Origin of the sequence: Bartonella sp. ML70XJBT (assembly GCF_028618425.1) — a bacterium.
Classification (GTDB): domain Bacteria; phylum Pseudomonadota; class Alphaproteobacteria; order Rhizobiales; family Rhizobiaceae; genus Bartonella.
This window is the reverse complement of sequence record NZ_JAQISX010000016.1, coordinates 1-17,039: the sequence shown is the minus strand read 5'-3', so window position 1 is coordinate 17,039 and position 17,039 is coordinate 1. Positions and strand designations below refer to the sequence as shown.

The 17,039-nt window shown below is 37.1% G+C and carries 16 protein-coding genes and 1 pseudogene; 4 read left to right on the top strand and 13 right to left on the bottom strand.

Annotation, left to right across the window (positions count from 1 at the left end; genetic code table 11):
- Positions 1-174 precede the first annotated feature (174 nt).
- The 7 genes from PVV65_RS06920 to PVV65_RS06890 all read right to left on the bottom strand — a co-directional run bounded on the left by PVV65_RS06920 (position 175) and on the right by PVV65_RS06890 (position 7,122).
- The gene (locus PVV65_RS06920) at positions 175-1,323 is read right to left on the bottom strand and encodes an RIP metalloprotease (RefSeq protein WP_273789678.1); all 1,149 of its coding nucleotides are present in this window, start codon (positions 1,321-1,323) and stop codon (positions 175-177) included.
- 15 nt (positions 1,324-1,338) lie between these two features.
- Positions 1,339-2,154, bottom strand: a complete 816-nt coding sequence (locus tag PVV65_RS06915) for a phosphatidate cytidylyltransferase (RefSeq protein WP_273789677.1) — start codon at positions 2,152-2,154, stop codon at positions 1,339-1,341.
- Positions 2,155-2,839: 685 nt separating this feature from the next.
- Positions 2,840-3,400, bottom strand: coding sequence for a ribosome recycling factor (frr, locus tag PVV65_RS06910; protein WP_273755306.1), 561 nt, complete (start codon positions 3,398-3,400; stop codon positions 2,840-2,842).
- A 37-nt stretch (positions 3,401-3,437) separates the two neighbouring features.
- A complete protein-coding gene (pyrH, locus tag PVV65_RS06905; RefSeq protein ID WP_273789676.1) occupies positions 3,438-4,157 on the bottom strand; it encodes a UMP kinase in 720 nt (239 codons plus the stop codon).
- A 155-nt stretch (positions 4,158-4,312) separates the two neighbouring features.
- A complete protein-coding gene (tsf, locus tag PVV65_RS06900) occupies positions 4,313-5,236 on the bottom strand; it encodes a translation elongation factor Ts (RefSeq protein WP_273789675.1) in 924 nt (307 codons plus the stop codon).
- A gap of 102 nt (positions 5,237-5,338) precedes the next feature.
- Positions 5,339-6,118: a 30S ribosomal protein S2 gene (gene rpsB, locus PVV65_RS06895; protein WP_273789674.1), complete on the bottom strand. Its 780-nt coding sequence runs from the start codon at positions 6,116-6,118 to the stop codon at positions 5,339-5,341.
- 167 nt (positions 6,119-6,285) lie between these two features.
- The gene (locus PVV65_RS06890; RefSeq protein ID WP_273789673.1) at positions 6,286-7,122 is read right to left on the bottom strand and encodes a cell envelope integrity EipB family protein; all 837 of its coding nucleotides are present in this window, start codon (positions 7,120-7,122) and stop codon (positions 6,286-6,288) included.
- Positions 7,123-7,267: 145 nt separating this feature from the next.
- Between PVV65_RS06890 and PVV65_RS06885 the strand changes: the two genes are divergently transcribed.
- Both PVV65_RS06885 and PVV65_RS06880 read left to right on the top strand, forming a co-directional pair.
- On the top strand, positions 7,268-7,729 hold the full coding sequence (locus tag PVV65_RS06885) for a RidA family protein (protein ID WP_273789672.1): 462 nt from the start codon (positions 7,268-7,270) through the stop codon (positions 7,727-7,729).
- A gap of 32 nt (positions 7,730-7,761) precedes the next feature.
- Positions 7,762-8,184: an HIT family protein gene (locus PVV65_RS06880; RefSeq protein ID WP_273755312.1), complete on the top strand. Its 423-nt coding sequence runs from the start codon at positions 7,762-7,764 to the stop codon at positions 8,182-8,184.
- Positions 8,185-8,207: 23 nt separating this feature from the next.
- Here the strand turns inward: PVV65_RS06880 and clpA are convergent, their stop codons facing one another.
- Entirely contained in the window at positions 8,208-10,559 is a 2,352-nt protein-coding gene (gene clpA, locus PVV65_RS06875; protein WP_273789671.1) for an ATP-dependent Clp protease ATP-binding subunit ClpA, read from the bottom strand.
- Between the two features lie 6 nt (positions 10,560-10,565).
- On the bottom strand, positions 10,566-10,961 hold the full coding sequence (gene clpS / locus PVV65_RS06870) for an ATP-dependent Clp protease adapter ClpS (protein ID WP_273755314.1): 396 nt from the start codon (positions 10,959-10,961) through the stop codon (positions 10,566-10,568).
- Between the two features lie 233 nt (positions 10,962-11,194).
- Between clpS and PVV65_RS06865 the strand changes: the two genes are divergently transcribed.
- Both PVV65_RS06865 and PVV65_RS06860 read left to right on the top strand, forming a co-directional pair.
- Entirely contained in the window at positions 11,195-12,544 is a 1,350-nt protein-coding gene (locus PVV65_RS06865) for a D-alanyl-D-alanine carboxypeptidase (RefSeq protein WP_273755315.1), read from the top strand.
- A gap of 32 nt (positions 12,545-12,576) precedes the next feature.
- Positions 12,577-12,855 (top strand): hypothetical protein, encoded by a 279-nt coding sequence (locus PVV65_RS06860; protein ID WP_273755316.1) that lies wholly within the window; start codon positions 12,577-12,579, stop codon positions 12,853-12,855.
- Positions 12,856-14,538: 1,683 nt separating this feature from the next.
- Here PVV65_RS06860 and PVV65_RS06855 read toward each other — a convergent pair.
- The 4 genes and pseudogenes from PVV65_RS06855 to PVV65_RS06835 form a co-directional block, all read right to left on the bottom strand.
- On the bottom strand, positions 14,539-15,930 hold the full coding sequence (locus PVV65_RS06855) for an L-serine ammonia-lyase (RefSeq protein WP_273789670.1): 1,392 nt from the start codon (positions 15,928-15,930) through the stop codon (positions 14,539-14,541).
- 383 nt (positions 15,931-16,313) lie between these two features.
- The gene (locus PVV65_RS06850) at positions 16,314-16,544 is read right to left on the bottom strand and encodes a hypothetical protein (RefSeq protein WP_273789669.1); all 231 of its coding nucleotides are present in this window, start codon (positions 16,542-16,544) and stop codon (positions 16,314-16,316) included.
- Between the two features lie 116 nt (positions 16,545-16,660).
- Complete coding sequence (locus tag PVV65_RS06840; RefSeq protein ID WP_273789667.1) at positions 16,661-16,888, bottom strand: hypothetical protein; 228 nt, start codon at positions 16,886-16,888, stop codon at positions 16,661-16,663.
- Positions 16,885-17,039 (bottom strand): annotated as a pseudogene (locus tag PVV65_RS06835) (lysozyme); the annotation flags it as partial. The pseudogene PVV65_RS06835 and the gene PVV65_RS06840, both read right to left, overlap by 4 nt.

Below are 17,039 nucleotides of genomic sequence, written 5' to 3'. Positions count from 1 at the left end.
GGACACGATGCCTTAAAAGCTAACTGCCATAACAATCTTTTTACAGCGAGACTTTTCATCCCTTAATTACTCATTATAATGTACAACGCCACAATATTTTGCAGACATGGTAAACAACCTTCAATTTATTTTCGCTATTATTACCCAATTTACAAAGCGTTTTCCATAATTTAATTAGCTAAACCAACAAAAATAATCATTAAAGAAGACAAAAATCATAAATAGGAGAAGAAGGGAAAAACCTAAACGAAAAAAAATCCCCTGAATTTTAGTGGATATTTTTCTCCCAGTAATGACCTCAATGACATGAAATAAAAGATGCCCACCATCAAGCGGTAGAATCGGAAAAAGGTTAATAAGCCCAACGCTTATTGAAAGAAAAGCGGCCAAATTCAATAAAGAGATAAAACCTGTCTCGCTCACTTTCCAAGCAATTTTTACGGTTTTAGAAGGCCCACTTAGCCGACAACGATCTTCTTTGCCTCCGATTAAACGGCTCATAAAAAGAACAGTTTGAGTAGCAATGAACGCAGTACGGTTTAAAGCTTCTCCTATAGCTGTTACAAAACTATAGCGAATATGTTTTATATAAGTTGGATCTAAACGTGCAGGATTATTTAAATCAACAGGAACACCTACACCGATCATAGTACTTTGTGTTCGATTCCCAAACCCATCATCTCGCTCAATGACTTTTGGGGTAATGACTGTTGTAAATACGCGCCCCATGCGTTCTATTTTAAACTCTATCGGTTCTCTTCCATGAAAAGCTACATAATTCATCAAATCTTCAAAACTTTCAACCCGTCGACCATCCATTTCAACAAAACGGTCCCCTAATTCCAAACCGGACTGAATAGCAGGGCTCTCTTTTACTAAAGAACCAACAACGGGTTCAATGGCGACACGACCATAAATAAAGAAAAGAAACGTTAGAATAACAATAGTAAAAAGAGTATTGAAAAAGGGACCAGCAAAAACAGTTGCTGCTTTTTTCCAAGCATGCGCACTGGCAAACGAACCATCAATAACCGGAGATGATGGTGATAATAGCGTCTCGTTTTTATCCTCCTCCCCAACAAACTTTACATACCCCCCTAAAGGGATAAGTGCAAAACGCCATTTCGTACCACGCTTATCTATATAACTAGCTATTTGTGGTCCAAATCCAAGGGAAAAAACTAATGCCTTAATACCACACCACCGACCAATGAGATAATGCCCAAGTTCATGCACAAAAATGATAAGCACAATGATGAAAAGAATACTCAAACTTCTTAAAAGAAGATCACCCATAGTGACCATATGATTTAAAAGTCCCAAAATATTTTCTCCCCATTAAATCATACTAAAAAGATTAAAAGGTGCATTCATATCAGACATCAATGAACCAATTAAATAAAGAAGGCAAATTGCTCCTACCAATCCATCCATACGATCCATAAAACCACCATGTCCAGGCAATAAAGAACCGGAGTCTTTAACAGAAAATCGTCTTTTAAGCCATGATTGTCCTAAATCACTCAATTGTGAAACAATTGACAAAACAAGCGTAAGGAGCGGCACAAAAAAACTTGCTAAATTTATATCAAAAAATCCAAAAGCAACCCATATACCACCAAAAACGCCGACAAATGTACCACCAAGCGCTCCTGACCATGTTTTATTAGGAGAAAATTGTGGTGCTAATTTAGGCCCCCCTAATGCACGTCCGATAAAATATCCACCAACATCGGTTCCCCATACTATCGTAAATAAGAAAATAACGACTTGGAACCCCAACATCTCATGATCCCGTAAAAAGCATAAAGCCACAACAGGAAAAGATGCATATAAAAAACCACAAAAAACCCAACCACTGTTTTTTATAGATATAATAGCCAATACTGCAGCCAACACGATTAAAACACTAAAAATCAATGAAGCAGATATATTCAACACTAAAAAAAAGCCAAAGAAAAAATAAAAGATACCTGCTAATATCTTTTGTAAAATACACCACTTCTCTTGAGTAATATTCATCCACTCATAAAGAATAAAACCGCCGATACACCATGCAAACAGAAAAAAGGTGGTCCCTCCCAACCATGTTAGATACAAAGCAATAACGCCAAACACAAAAGCCGTTAGAACACGATAAACCAAATTAGACAAGACAACATCCAAACAATAAAAATAGAAAATACAACCTCTAAAATTGATTCAAGAAAAACTTCCCTACCCAGTATTTTTATTTCACACTTGTGCAAATCTCTCTTATAATTTATCATAAGCGGTTTAGTTTACCAAGATAGCGCTTATACAGCGAATAATCAATGAAAACAGATCAAAAATCTCCCTTATTTAGATTAATCTTAAAATAAATTTTCAAAGATTTTCTTAAACATAAAATGAGAGAGTGGTTATTTACACCCTGCATAAATTAACTTAGAGTTTTTTTCGTATAAAAGAGCTCCTCTATTAATTCTTCATCATTAAAAATGAATTACGCCCCATAACATCCGCTTGTCCCATCACCCTGCGCACATGTTTTATAAGGATGGTAAGAGTAAGGTATTATTTTTGTGCTATATTATCTCAAACCCATCTTAGAATATTTGAGACATCCCTCATAATGTTTCTCATCATGCGATTTAGTAATACCTCCAGTAAAGAGAAGACTTCACTCACAGATTAAAGAATAAAAGTATAAACCCTTTAAAATCAATCTTTTCCCTATAAAGGTGATCGAATAGCTCCCTTGCATCACGCCTTGCTATCACAAGGCACATGATTCCCTACCCTTATCCATAAAAATAATTTACACGCTGAGAATAAAATATTTCCCTAGCAAAAAGTCTTAAACGTGCATAATCTCAGATTCTTTCACAACTAAAATTTTATCAATATCAGCAATGGTTTCATCTGTGAGTTTTTGAACTTTTTCGGATAAACTATGGGCTTCATCTTGTCCAATTTCACCATCTTTTTCTAACTTTTTCAAATTGTCCATACCATCACGACGCACATGACGTGTCGCAACACGCGCTTGCTCCGCATAGTGATGCGCAATTTTTACAAGTTCTTTACGGCGCTCTTCATTCAATTCAGGCAAAGGAATACGTAAATTCGTACCATCAGTTATGGGATTTAAACCAAGACCAGAATCACGAATAGCGCGTTCGACAGCTCCTACCATCGTTTTATCCCATACAGAAACAGAAAGCATCCGAGGTTCGGGAACAGAAATATTAGCAACCTGATTAATGTGTACAACAGAACCATAAGATTCAACGGTCAACGGTTCTAATAAACTCGCCGATGCCCGTCCTGTCCGCAAGCCACCTAATTCATGTTTAAAAGCCGTAATAGCGCCATCCATGCGACGTTTCAGATCATCCATAATTGATGCAACATTCATATTTCTGTCTCCTTCAATTGTCCTTTGAAGCTTAACCTCACTCCGATACCATTGTAAAGCGTCCTGTTCCATTCAAGACCCTAGCTAAACCGCCTTTTTCATGAATGGAATACACAATTATCGGTACATTGTTCTCACGGGCTAAAGTGACCGCTGTTGAATCCATAACCGATAATCCCCATTGCAAAATTTCAACATGTGTTAATTGGTCAAAACGCTTAGCTGTAGGGTCTATTTTGGGATCTGCTGAATAAATACCATCGACTTGTGTTCCTTTAAGAAGAACGTCCGCACCAATTTCTGCTGCACGTAAAGTCGCAGCAGAATCAGTGGTAAAAAATGGATTTCCCGTGCCGCCTGCGAAAATAACAACTTTTCCCTGATTCATATAAGCTATTGCTTTACGTTGCGAAAAACTTTCACAAATTTGTGGCATCGCAATCGCAGACAATACAACAGCTTCAACCCCTAATTTTGTTAATGATGTTCGCAATGCTAAAGAATTAATAGCCGTTGCAAGCATTCCCATATGATCACCTGTCACGCGATCCCCACCACGTGAAGCAACAGCAACGCCACGAAAAATATTTCCCCCACCGATAACAACCGCAACTTCTATCCCCATTGCGCGCACTTCTGCAATATCAGCGGCAATACGGTCGACAACAGAAACATCAATGCCAAAACTTTGTTCCCCCATAAGAGCTTCACCAGAAGCCTTTAAAAGAATACGTTTATATGGAAGTGCTAATGCCATTCATAATCTCCCAAAAGCACATTTACTTCTTGCTTTTGACACCACGAAGGGCACCACTTTTTTTCACGTGACGCCCTCACAACAATTACATTGTTTTCAGCAGAGCTTCTAAAAACAATAATGATTTTAAATCTCTTATCAAAAGTTTGCAATAACTAGCCTTTTGCTGCTGCCGCAACTTCTGCAGCAAAATCAGACTCCTCTTTTTCTACACCTTCACCGAGTGCAAAACGAACAAAGGCTGTGATTTGTACTGGAGCACCAATTGATTTCTCAGCATCCTTTAAAGCAGCCTCAACGGTCATATCAGGATTCATAACAAAAGCTTGAGAAAGTAAGACAACCTCTTCAAAAAACTTACGCATACGTCCTTCCACCATTTTTTCAATGATATTTTCAGGTTTTCCAGACTGACGTGCTTGATCTGAAAAAATTGCTTTTTCACGCTCAATGGCACCAGCATCAACATCTTGCGCTGTAAGTGCTAATGGACTGGTTGCCGCAATATGCATTGCAACCTGCCGACCAAAAGCAAGAGCTGCTTCTTTATTTCCCGTTGTTTCGATTGCAACCAAAACACCAAGTTTTCCAAGCCCTTCAGCCACACTATTATGTATATAAGTCGCAATAACACCATTCTCAACAGACAATTTAGCAGAACGACGAAACGTCATATTTTCGCCAATTGTACCAATTGCATCTTTAATTGCAAGCTCTACACTCTTCTCAGTGCCTGGATAAAGAGAAACAGAAACAGATTCAACATCACCTGGCGTATCCAAAGCCGCAGTTGCTACTTTGCGCACAATGTCTTGGAATCCATCATTGCGTGCAACAAAATCTGTTTCAGAATTAATCTCAACCAAAACTGCATGTGAATCTTTTGATGCGACTCCAATTAACCCCTCAGCTGCTGTACGACTAGCCTTTTTATCTGCTTTCGCTATCCCTTTTTTACGAAGCCAATCAACAGCAGCTTCCATATCACCATTGGTTTCTGCTAGAGCGGCTTTACAGTCCATCATCCCGGCGCCAGATAATTCTCGAAGTTCTTTTACTTGTGCAGCAGTAACGCTCATATTTGCCTCTTCATTCTGTAACAGTGAAAACGTGCAAATTTCCTCTGCACGCCTATAACTTTTTCTTTAGATAATAAAAGTACCTTAATTAGGCGTTTTATATTACTCAGAAACTGCTGAAACCGTATTTTCTTCCAAAATAGGCTCCACTGGTGTATCAACTTGAGCTCCTAAATCAACACCCATTGCACCCTGCTGGCGTGCAATACCATCAAGAGCAGCACGCGCAAAAAGATCGCAATAAAGAGAAATCGCACGTGAAGCATCGTCATTTCCTGGGATTGGATGTGTTACATCATCAGGATCACAATTGGTATCAATAATAGCAATCACTGGAATGTTTAAACGTTTTGCTTCTTGGAGTGCAATATTTTCTTTATTTGTATCGATAACAAAGATAAGATCTGGGACAGACCCCATATCTTTAATACCACCAAGCGCACGATTAAGCTTTTCACGATCACGTTCAAGATTTAAACGTTCCTTTTTAGTAAAGCCTTGTGCTTCAGCAGCAAGAATTTTATCAAGCTTTCGCAAACGATGTATCGAATTGGAAATCGTTTTCCAATTCGTCAGCATACCGCCAAGCCAACGCGCATTAACATAATATTGGGCAGAACGATTCGCTGCATCAGCGATAATTTCAGATGCCTGCCGTTTCGTACCAACAAAGAGAATACGACCACCACGCGCAACAGTGTCTGAAACAAGTTTAAGCGCTTGATGTAAAAGTGGAACGGTCTGAGCAAGATCAATAATATGAATATTATTACGCTGACCATAAATATAGGGGGTCATCTTGGGATTCCAGCGATGAGTCTGGTGACCAAAATGCACACCTGCTTCTAAAAGCTGGTGCATTGTAAAATCGGGTAGTGCCATAAATCTTATCCTTTCCGGTTCAACCTCCGCGGAAAAAGCAGGAAAACCTACTACCGGCGGATGTTTTCTAGACTTTCCTCACAGATTATCTACAAACACCCAAACTCCGCGTGTGGAATAGCGCAAACATACTAATATTTGATTCTTTTTCAAGTTATTTTCTTCAATCATTTAATATTTGCATTTTCACATTGATCAAGATCTTTTCCAAGTTCAAGGAATTCAAGACTGTTCAATTTTGCGCTCACTGAAAAAGTTCCATAATCCATATAAAAATCACGCATGACACCATTCTCATGTAAAAGAAAACTGCTCTGATAAATCGGTAAACCATCTTTATTTTCACCATCATCAAAATAAGAGATTGTAACAGGCCAATATTCTTCTTCATCCAATTTTTTCATTTTTTCCGTCTCATTATCAGATAAAAGCGCTTTCTTTTCCCCGATGACGATACTTTCTTTTATAACTTTATCTGCTTTATTTGTCCCATCAAAGACAGTGATATTATAAAAATGATCTCCCGCTTTTGCATGGCGAATAATATTCTTTAGCTGCATTATTGGAAATTCAGCCATTGCAAGCTTATACTCTTTTTCCTTTGGCTTTTTTAAGGTAACTGTAATACCATCTCCCGTTCGCTCCGCGACCCCTTCAGCACGATGCACAATTTCTTCCCCTTCTTGATCAGTAACATTAAAACGAAAAATACGGCTATCTCCTGTTTCATAACTCGTCGTCTGTTGATCCGTTAAACGGACCGGCATATCTTCAACATGAAGACGACTAATGAAACGAAAACGTGTGCTATAGCCTTGGCATGGAGAACCAGTAAGTTCGTAAACCATTCGCCCTGACATCCCAGAAATTGTCATTTCATGAGAAACATTATCGAGCTGAAAATCATAAATTGCTCGATGTGGCACAATAAAAATAGGCTCTTCAGCTCTCGCCGTACAGAAAAAAACAATATATAAAATTATTATAAATAATGCTCTAATCATTCCCAACTTCCAAACTTTATTCCCGTTGCATAACACTATACAATAAGGCAAAAAAGGCTAATTTCTCAATTAACCACACATTTCCTTTAATCAAAAAATAGGTTATGCAATGATATATTTATAGAATAGCTATGGAGTTTAAATTATGACCAATGTGATTGAAAAAAACTTAGAAAAGTTCGGAATCACTCTTCCTGCAGCAACGCAACCCCTTGCTAATTACATCGCAACTTCACAAAGTGGCAATCAACTCTTTATTTCTGGACAGCTCCCCCTTATAAATGGAAAACCTATAGCCATCGGTAAAGTTGGTGCTGCTGTGAATGTCGAACAAGCCAAACAAGCATCTAAAGCTTGTGCTCTCAATATTCTCGCTCAACTCAAAGCAACTCTGGGTGATCTTAATAGAATAAAACGCGTAGTAAAAATTACTGTTTTTGTGGCTGTCGATTCTCATTTTACCGATATCCCTTTTGTCGCCAATGGAGCTTCTGATTTATTTGTCAATATTCTTGGTGAAATTGGGAAACATGCCCGTTCTGCTATCGGTGTTGCCTCTCTGCCTATGGATGTTCCTGTAGAAGTTGAAGCCATCATAGAAATTTAAATCCTAAACTTACAATAAAAGGAAATAATTGTATGAAGCAAGCTTATGACGATAACAATATTTTTGCTAAATTAATTCGTAATGAAATCCCTTCTGTTCGTGTTTACGAAGATGATGAGGTGATTGGATTCATGGATATCATGCCACAAGCGCCAGGTCATACGCTGGTCATTCCTAAAAAAGGCTCTAGAAATTTGCTTGATGCCGATACTGAAACATTATTTCCTGTTATTAAAGCGGTTCAAAAAATCGCCAATGCCGTCAAAAAAGCCTTTCAAGCCGATGGCATAACAATCATGCAATTTAATGAAGCAGCTAGTCAACAAACCGTTTATCATCTCCATTTCCATATTATACCACGTATGGAAGGAATAGAACTTACCCCTCATAATGAAGTGATAACGCCTACAGAAATACTTGAAGAGAATGCCAAAAAAATTCGTGCTGCTCTATAATAGACCCTCTTGGTAACATGTTTTTAAGATGCTGTGCTTTTCTTTCCTATATGCTTTGGTGTAAAATTCTTCATTTTACTTTTCTTTGAGCCAACAGATAGATCGGAAGAGAAAATTTTTAGCTGTAATCTTTCTTTTTCGCTATTTGACTTTTGTGTCAATACGCGAACAATGCCGCCGTTGCGTAACTTTCCAAATAAAATTTCATCTGCTAATGGCTTTTTGATATATTCTTGTATAATACGTCCTAATGGACGTGCTCCCATCTGAGAATCATATCCTTTATTGGAAAGCCATAAAGCTGCAGAAGAGCTTAATTCAAAACAGATCCCCCGATCAGCTAATTGTGCTTCAAGCTGAAAAATAAATTTTTGCACGATCTGATTGATAGTTAAGTGAGATAAAGGTGTAAACGGAATAATTGAGTCTAATCGATTACGAAATTCTGGTGTAAATAACCGATTGATTGCTTCTATATCCTCACCATCACGATGAACTTTCCCAAATCCAATCGCTGATTTTGCCATATCTGAAGCACCAGCATTGGTTGTCATAATCAAAATAATATTGCGGAAATCAATTTTCTTGCCGTTATGGTCTGTTAATCGACCATAATCCATGATCTGCAATAAAATATTAAATAACTCTGGATGGGCTTTCTCAATCTCATCGAGCAATAGGACTGCGTGAGGCTTCTGATCAACTGCATCTGTAAGGAGACCTCCTTGATCAAAGCCTATATAGCCTGGAGGAGCACCGATTAAGCGAGCTACCGTATGCCGTTCCATATATTCTGACATATCAAAACGTAAGAGATCAATGCCTAAAGATGATGCAAGCTGTTTTGCAACTTCAGTTTTTCCAACCCCGGTTGGTCCTGAAAATAAATAACTTCCTATCGGTTTATCTGGTTCGCGTAAACCTGCTCGCGCCAATTTTATAGATGAAACTAAGGCGGTAATTGCCTGATCTTGCCCATAAACAACATGCTTGAGTTCTCTCTCAAGTTTACTCAATATCTTCTGATCATTCCGCGAAACTGTTTTGGGTGGAATCCTTGCAATTGTAGCAATAGTCGCTTCAATTTCTTTAACACCTATAGTCTTTTTGCGCTGTTTTTGTGGCAAAAGCTTTTGCGCTGCACCACTTTCATCAATAATATCAATTGCTTTGTCGGGTAATCTGCGATCAACCATATAGCGTGAAGATAATTCTACAGATGCCTTCATCGCCTGATCTGTATATTTGATCTGATGAAAATCTTCAAAGTAAGGCTTCATCCCCTGCAAAATCTTAATTGTATCAGGAACAGAGGGTTCATTAATATCAACCTTCTGAAAACGACGCTCTAAAGCACGATCCTGTTCAAAGAATTTTCGATATTCTCTGTAAGTTGTTGAGCCAATACATCGCACAGAGCCAGAAGATAATGCTGGTTTTAAAAGATTTGCTGCATCCATATTTCCCCCTAATGTTGCCCCTGCTCCAATTAAGGTATGAATTTCATCAATAAATAAAATAGCATCTGGATACAGCTCAAATTCTTTAATAACTTGCTTTAATCGTTCTTCAAAATCACCGCGATAACGTGTACCAGCAACAAGTCCGCCCATATCAAGAGAAAATATCGTTGCATTTGATAAAACTTCGGGCACTTGTCCATCAACAATACGCTTTGCTAATCCCTCAATGATCGCGGTTTTCCCTACTCCAGGATCACCAACCAAAAGAGGATTATTTTTCGATCTTCGACATAAAATTTGAATCATGCGCGAAATTTCTTTTTCGCGGCCAATTAATAAATCAATTTTCCCATTCCGTGCTTTACAATTGAGATCAATACAATAACCTGTTAAAGCACTCGTTACCCTTTCACCATTGTCTGAAATCTGCTGATCTAATTGCTCTTCAAGTCCTTCAAGTAACATGGATAATCCATCATCACGCGTAATACCATGAGAAATAAAACGTACAGCATCATAGCGTGTCATTCCCATCTCTTGAAGAAAATAGGCAGCATGGCTTTCACGTTCAGAAAAAATTGCAACAAGAACATTTGCCCCTGATACTTCATCTTTTCCAGCAGATTGAGCATGTATCACCGCACGTTGGATAACACGCTGGAAAAAAGCTGTAGGTTTTGTATCCTCACCAGCTCTAATCTGTTCATCTAACTCTGAGCGAAGATAGTTGGTTAAGCGTTCGCGCAATTCCTCTACATCTACTTGACATGCCTGAATAACGGAATTTGCATCAGCATCATCTAAAAGCGCAAGGAGAAGATGCTCTAATGTTGCATATTCATGTCGCGCTTGAGCAGCAATTGTTAATGCACGATGCAAAACCTCTTCAAGACTAGGTGTAAAAGATGGCATAACTCCTCACTTCCATTCCATTACACATTGTAACGGATGTTCATTTTGACGTGCACACTCCCTCACTTGTACAATTTTCATTTCAGCAACTTCATAAGTATAAGTTCCGCATTCGCCTATCCCATTGTGATGAACATTTAACATAATCCGCGTTGCCTCTTCTAAACTTTTTTTAAAAAAGTTCTTCAAGACGAAAACAACAAAATCCATAGGTGTGTAATCATCATTCAATAAAAGAACGCGATATAATTTAGGTTTTTGTAGTTTAACCTTAGCCTTAGGTATTATAACCACACTATGCCTATCTTCATCCCAATTCTTGCCTTTTTTATTATGCATAATCCAAGGTTCTTCGTTATGCATAATATGAGATATAGAGTTTATTATGAATGTTTGTTTCATTATTGTTTTCCATAGAGCAAATTTCTCATTAATTTTAAGTTCTTTCAAAACTATTGCAATAGCTCTTTCGCATAAGATAAAGACTTTCCTTCTATGGTTAGATTTAAGTCACTCATAAAATAGCTACTGTAAACAAATTAGTAATACCATTCGTCTAAACTGCATCAATACGTTACAGAAAAGGAAGTTTTATAGAAGTTTTTCAGAGTAAATGGAGAAATAGGATACTGCAAGTGTATATTAATAATAAAAAAATTATGCGCTACTATAGAAAGATAGCAATTTCTTTTGTTATGTTAGCTTTTTCTTGCTATTGGGCATCAGCAACACCCCAAGGAGCCTATCCTGATAAATATGCGGCTATTGTTATAGATGCAACGACCGGGAAAACTCTCTTTCAAGCCAATGCAACACTGAAACGTTATCCTGCTTCTTTAACAAAAATGATGACATTGTACCTACTGTTTGAATCTATGCAGATGGGTCGTGTGACACCCAATACTCCAATTCCTGTTTCACATTACGCTGCAATGCGCCCACCAACAAAAATTGGATTTAAAGCAGGCCAAACAATTTCTGCAGAAGCAGCTGCTAAAGCACTCATTACAAGATCTGCAAATGATGTTGCTACAGCCATTGCAGAATATCTTGGAGGGAGTGAAAAAAAATTCGCTCGAATGATGACAGCAAAAGCGCGTAAACTTGGTATGAAACATACACATTTTGCCAATGCTTCAGGACTTCCGGATGTGCATAATTATTCTACGGCACGAGATATTGCCACTTTATCATTAGCTCTTCGTAAACATTTTCCAAAACAATATAAATTGTTCAAAATAAAAAGTTTTAATTTCCGTGGACATACGATTAACAGCCACAATAAACTCGTTAAAATAATGAAAGGTGTTGATGGAATTAAAACAGGCTACACACAAATGTCAGGTTCTAATTTAGCAACTTCGATGCGTCTTGAGGGCCGCTCTGTTGTTGCTGTTGTTATGGGAGGAAAATCATCTACTGCACGTGATGAGCACATGGCCAGCTTGTTGAATCAATATTTGCCCAAAGCAAGCCAAATGAAAAGTGGGAAACGTTTAATAGCTTCTGCACACTATCACTTACCCACTGGCGCAAAAACTCCTATACCGACCATTAAAACTGATTCAAGTAATTTTGACGATGAAATTTCAACTATGTTGACAGCATTTGCAGAACAACCTAAAAATTCCAATGTCGCAATAACGGCTGTAAATAGGGTCATTGTACCAATACCTAACCCTCAAAAAGCTATACCGGTTGAGACTCATAAAATTGTTAACGCCTCTTTATCCACAAATGCCGGATGGGCTATCCAAATTGGTTCTCTTCCTAGTAAAGCACAGGCAAATACTCTGCTTTTAAAAGCAAAAAATACAGCTTTTTCTACTTTAAAGAATGCCTCTTCACATATGCAACTGTTTGAAAAAAATGGGCAGCGTTATTACCGTGCCCGATTTACAGGATTTCAATCAAAAAAAGCAGCATTTGATGCTTGTTCTACATTAAAGAAAGCAAATTTTAACTGCTATACTGTAGCTTACTAAAAGTTTTTTAATTCTGCGTTAAGGATAGTGTTATGACAGATAATGCTTTTGCTTCATTTTATGAAAAAGAAAAATTATTGAAGCAATCATCCCTCCTTTCATTGCGTTCCCTTCACGATGCTGCAGCAAAACTTACTGGTTTAAAATATAATTCAACTGCATTAGATACAAAATCCCTTGTTAATCTTCTCATTTGCCAAACAATGCGCAATCGTCGTCTCATGATGCCTCCTGTACGCATTCATTTACGTGTTGCGAGTCAAACTGGTAATGTACCTATTAAAATCCGTCTAGGAGCAACAAATATTTAATTCTACAAATCTTTTTCAAAAAGAATTATTTTATTATTGCACCATCATCTACAGTCTGAGAAAATTCTTTGATAGATATACTTCTTTCTTAAGTCGTAGGAGTTATGTTGATGGCTTTTTCAATTATCCAATATCTTCAAGCTTCCAATCAAACTATTTTTTAAGGACACAAAGAATACCAAATTTTTTCTACTTTTTGAGTTAGTCGCCAAAATTATCCTTGATATCTTTCTTAAAAAAATGACCCACACATGGGATGAAAGCTTATCACTTTAAAGGTTATTGTAAAAGTGCAATAAAGAAAATTCTTCTTAATAATGAATTCCTCTACAACATAAATGCTGTAAAAAATAATCTAAGTCCTTTTATTTCTTTCAACAAACAAAGAAAATTTAAAAATACAAAGACTATCGATAAAAAAATTAATTTACTTTTAGATATGCAACAGACTTTTTAATTATTTTCATTGCTTCTAATGATAAAGATATACGAAATTCTTCTTTAGCATCTCATCAACCTTTTACACCTTCAGCAGGGGATTATCCATAAATCATCTTTAATTTAATTATCACAACTATAACGCAATGGATGATATGTACGAATACCTGTAAGAGTAAATATACGTAAAATCAAATGTGTTATGCGTTGTTTGGCAAAGTTTTTTTATAAAAAGCAGCCTTTTTTCTTCAATTTATTGCTAGTGGATTTTGTGTTCTATGGAGTTGTTTTGCTAAGACAGCCTGTGCTTTTCCTATTGCCTGTAAATCAATATCCAAATCCAAAGCAATCGCATATTTGAGACAAATATTCAGGTGATTTAGTGTTTTTCCTTCTGTTGCAACTTTTATATGCTAAATGGAAGAAAAGGTATCGCCTATTTCTATTTGTATAATCTCTAAAACAGATAGAAAACTTAACTTTAGAAGAATATGAAATTTTAAAGGTAAAAACTAATTCCAAGCCTCGCTGTCTCCTTTTAATTAAGCTTTACAACTTTCTAAAAGTACCCGAAGCAATGTCCTTTAAATAATAAAGATTATGCATTATCTCACGCTTTTGTTTATCACATTTTTTAATGATATCACAATCTTCATCTAAAACAAATTCATGAACGAGAAACACGATAATGTCCTATTATCTTGCATTCTATTCTTTATGAAAATTTTGATAAATATTTTTAATATATATGCTAATATTTATTTTAATTTTTTACCGGTACAAGATTTTAAATAAAAGTTAGAGAATAAGATTTTCTAAAATCCTTTTTAATTATTGCAAATTAGAGTTCCTTTTCAAGGTGTTTTTTTGCCATATCAGCTGTCCAAAAGATCTCCACCTTTAAAAATCATAAAACCCAGCTAGAAAGTAATGATAGATTGATTTCTTATTTTACTCGACACTTATTTATTTTTTCTAATGAGACTGTTTTTCCATTTCAAAGACAAATCAAACAGATATAAGCAATACTCTCCTTCCAATCTTGCAGGCAAAAGCTATTACTCGTTCATAAAGCACAAACCCGCCTCAAATTTATCTTAAGCATACTGCTAAATTAAATTTGAATTTTGATTTATAAGCCACAAAAAATATAAGATTTTTTAAGAAGTAACAAATATGATCCTTCCCCAACGAGTCCAGTTACGGATTGAAAAATATCACAGCTCTTAACAAGAGATCGCACTTTTAACAAGATATTGCATTGACTGCAAGACCACCTTTACTTGTTTCTTTATAGCGTTCACTCATATCAAGACCTGTCTGACGCATTGTTTCTATACAAGCATCAAGAGAAACAAAATGTTCCCCATTACCATATAATGCCAGAGAAGAGGCCGTTACTGCCTTAACCGCTCCCATTGCATTACGCTCAATACAAGGAACTTGTACAAGACCCGCAACCGGATCACACGTCATTCCCAAATGATGCTCAAGAGCTATTTCCGCTGCATTTTCAATTTGAGCCGGCGTTCCCCCTAATGCAGCGGTTAACCCTGCCGCTGCCATTGAAGATGCCGTTCCAACTTCACCTTGACACCCAACTTCTGCACCAGAAATAGACGCATTATGTTTGATAACACCGCCAATAGCTGCTGCTGTCAATAGAAAATTATGTATTCCCTCTTGATCTGAATTATCATTAAACTGAAGATAGTAACGCAAAACTGCAGGGACAACACCAGCGGCCCCATTTGTTGGGGCTGTAACAACACGACCACCCGCTGCATTTTCCTCATTGACTGCCATAGCATATACCGAAAGCCAATCATTTGCCCAAAGTGGATAATTGAAATTTTTCTTTTGATTTTCCAAAAGCGTTTCATGCAGCTTTTTAGCACGCCTTTGAATACGTAATCCACCAGGCAACTCACCTTCTTGTGAAAGACCTCTATCAATGCAATTTTTCATCGCTGAAAAAATTTCATCAAGTCCTGCATCTAGAGAAGAACGCTCAATCTTTGTTTCTTCATTTAAGCGCTTCATTTCAGCAATAGAAAGTCCAGATTTTTCTGCCATTGATAACATTGTACGAGCAGAATGAAAGGGATATGGTACTTCAAATGCTTCTGGTTGTATATCACCATTCATATGGCTTAATTCATCCTCAGTCACAACAAAGCCCCCCCCGATAGAATAATAAATCTGTCGTAACAGAACATTCCCATCCGTATCAAGTCCCTCAAATGCGAGGCCATTCGTATGTCCAGGTAAGATTTTTTTTCGTTCAAAAATAAGATCACTTTGCAAATTAAACTGATAAGCGGGATGGTCTTCTGGTTGCACTTTTTTTTCACGGATAACTTTTTCTAACAGAAATTCCATATTATTAGGATCAACAGTAGAAGCCTTTTCTCCTAAAAGTCCTAACACAATAGCCCTATCTGTCGCATGACCAATACCCGTAAAAGCTAAAGAACCGTAGAGATAAACTCGTATACAAGAAACTTGAATATCAGATAACTGAGAAAGACCTTGCATCTTTTGCAAAAACATATTGGCAGCCATCATCGGGCCCATCGTGTGTGAGCTAGAAGGACCAATCCCAATTTTAAAAAGTTCAAAAACAGACAAAAACACGCATCACCTCAAAACTGTAGTATGGTGTGAGCATACGCTTTTTATAGGGTTTATCCTATTTAAAATCAAATTATGAGATAAACTAAAAAAATGACAGTAATAAACACGAATGTTGCTCGTCTTGCTACCACCCAACACTTTCTTTCTATAGTGCTTTCCATAGTCAACCTTTAAAATGAACAATGCTCCTAGATTCATCTAACTTTTCAAGCGTAATAAAATAAGTGTTAATATGCAAGACTAGAATTTAATAAACCTTTTTTAAAGTTATAATTTACTGTATTCACATGCCTTTTTTACTGTGGGGGATATGTGAATAAAAGTAAGGGAATAGGATTTTGCAACATGCCTCTATAGGGCGCCTCTTTTTTGATCGAATTTCTCTAACTTTTTGTTATCCATTTTTTTAAGTGTGAGAAGCTATTCTCTATGGCGTCTATGAAACGGGAAAAATCCATTACAAAGATAAAGATAATGAAGGCAATCCACTTCATAATACGTGACATCATCTTTAAGCCTTGATAGGTTTCTATCATCTCGTGAAGCAACCGTTGTTCTGTTTCCGAAAGGTCTTTTCCCCGCTTACTTTGATTGCTACTCATTTTGCCACCCACATAAACGTGCTCCCTGTTGATTATGCTTCAAAATATCTCTTGCTAAATGGGGACTGAGAGCGTTCAGATCTTGCTTATCTAAATAAATGGGTAACCAACCAACACAAGAAACAGACCTATTTGCCCCGCATCCAACGAGACAAAGCAGAACGAACATCAGCATCACTTTTTTGATTAACTTCATTTTCAACCTCAAAACGGGTGGTTGCTCTCTTTAAAGCATGCTCTGTTTGCTTTTGCCGTTCACTTTTCTTGCCAAGCTGAAAGGCTTTGCCTAAAGCCATAAAAAAAACGGCTATAGCCGTTAACAGAAGAGAGAGATTTCTTTTGAACCAAAAAATCACAAGCGCTGCTCCTTAAAGCGCTTGGCAACAATCACCAGTCCTGTACATGCCGCTAAAACCATAATTCCTGCTAACGCCCATTGGATCGGTCCATTGCCTACCAACAAACCTCCAAACCCAGAACAAGACCCTATAATCGGCGCTAGTGCCT

What these genes read in the sequence shown, in the direction of transcription:
- rpsB (WP_273789674.1), bottom strand. Translation starts at nt 6,118, where the DNA reads ATGGCACTACCCGATTTTACAATGCACCAGCTTTTAGAAGCAGGTGTG.
- clpS (WP_273755314.1), bottom strand. Translation starts at nt 10,961, where the DNA reads ATGAAACAAACATTCATAATAAACTCTATATCTCATATTATGCATAAC.
- clpA (WP_273789671.1), bottom strand. Translation starts at nt 10,559, where the DNA reads ATGCCATCTTTTACACCTAGTCTTGAAGAGGTTTTGCATCGTGCATTA.
- PVV65_RS06885 (WP_273789672.1), top strand. Translation starts at nt 7,268, where the DNA reads ATGACCAATGTGATTGAAAAAAACTTAGAAAAGTTCGGAATCACTCTT.
- tsf (WP_273789675.1), bottom strand. Translation starts at nt 5,236, where the DNA reads ATGAGCGTTACTGCTGCACAAGTAAAAGAACTTCGAGAATTATCTGGC.
- PVV65_RS06860 (WP_273755316.1), top strand. Translation starts at nt 12,577, where the DNA reads ATGACAGATAATGCTTTTGCTTCATTTTATGAAAAAGAAAAATTATTG.
- pyrH (WP_273789676.1), bottom strand. Translation starts at nt 4,157, where the DNA reads ATGGCATTAGCACTTCCATATAAACGTATTCTTTTAAAGGCTTCTGGT.
- frr (WP_273755306.1), bottom strand. Translation starts at nt 3,400, where the DNA reads ATGAATGTTGCATCAATTATGGATGATCTGAAACGTCGCATGGATGGC.
- PVV65_RS06890 (WP_273789673.1), bottom strand. Translation starts at nt 7,122, where the DNA reads ATGATTAGAGCATTATTTATAATAATTTTATATATTGTTTTTTTCTGT.
- PVV65_RS06880 (WP_273755312.1), top strand. Translation starts at nt 7,762, where the DNA reads ATGAAGCAAGCTTATGACGATAACAATATTTTTGCTAAATTAATTCGT.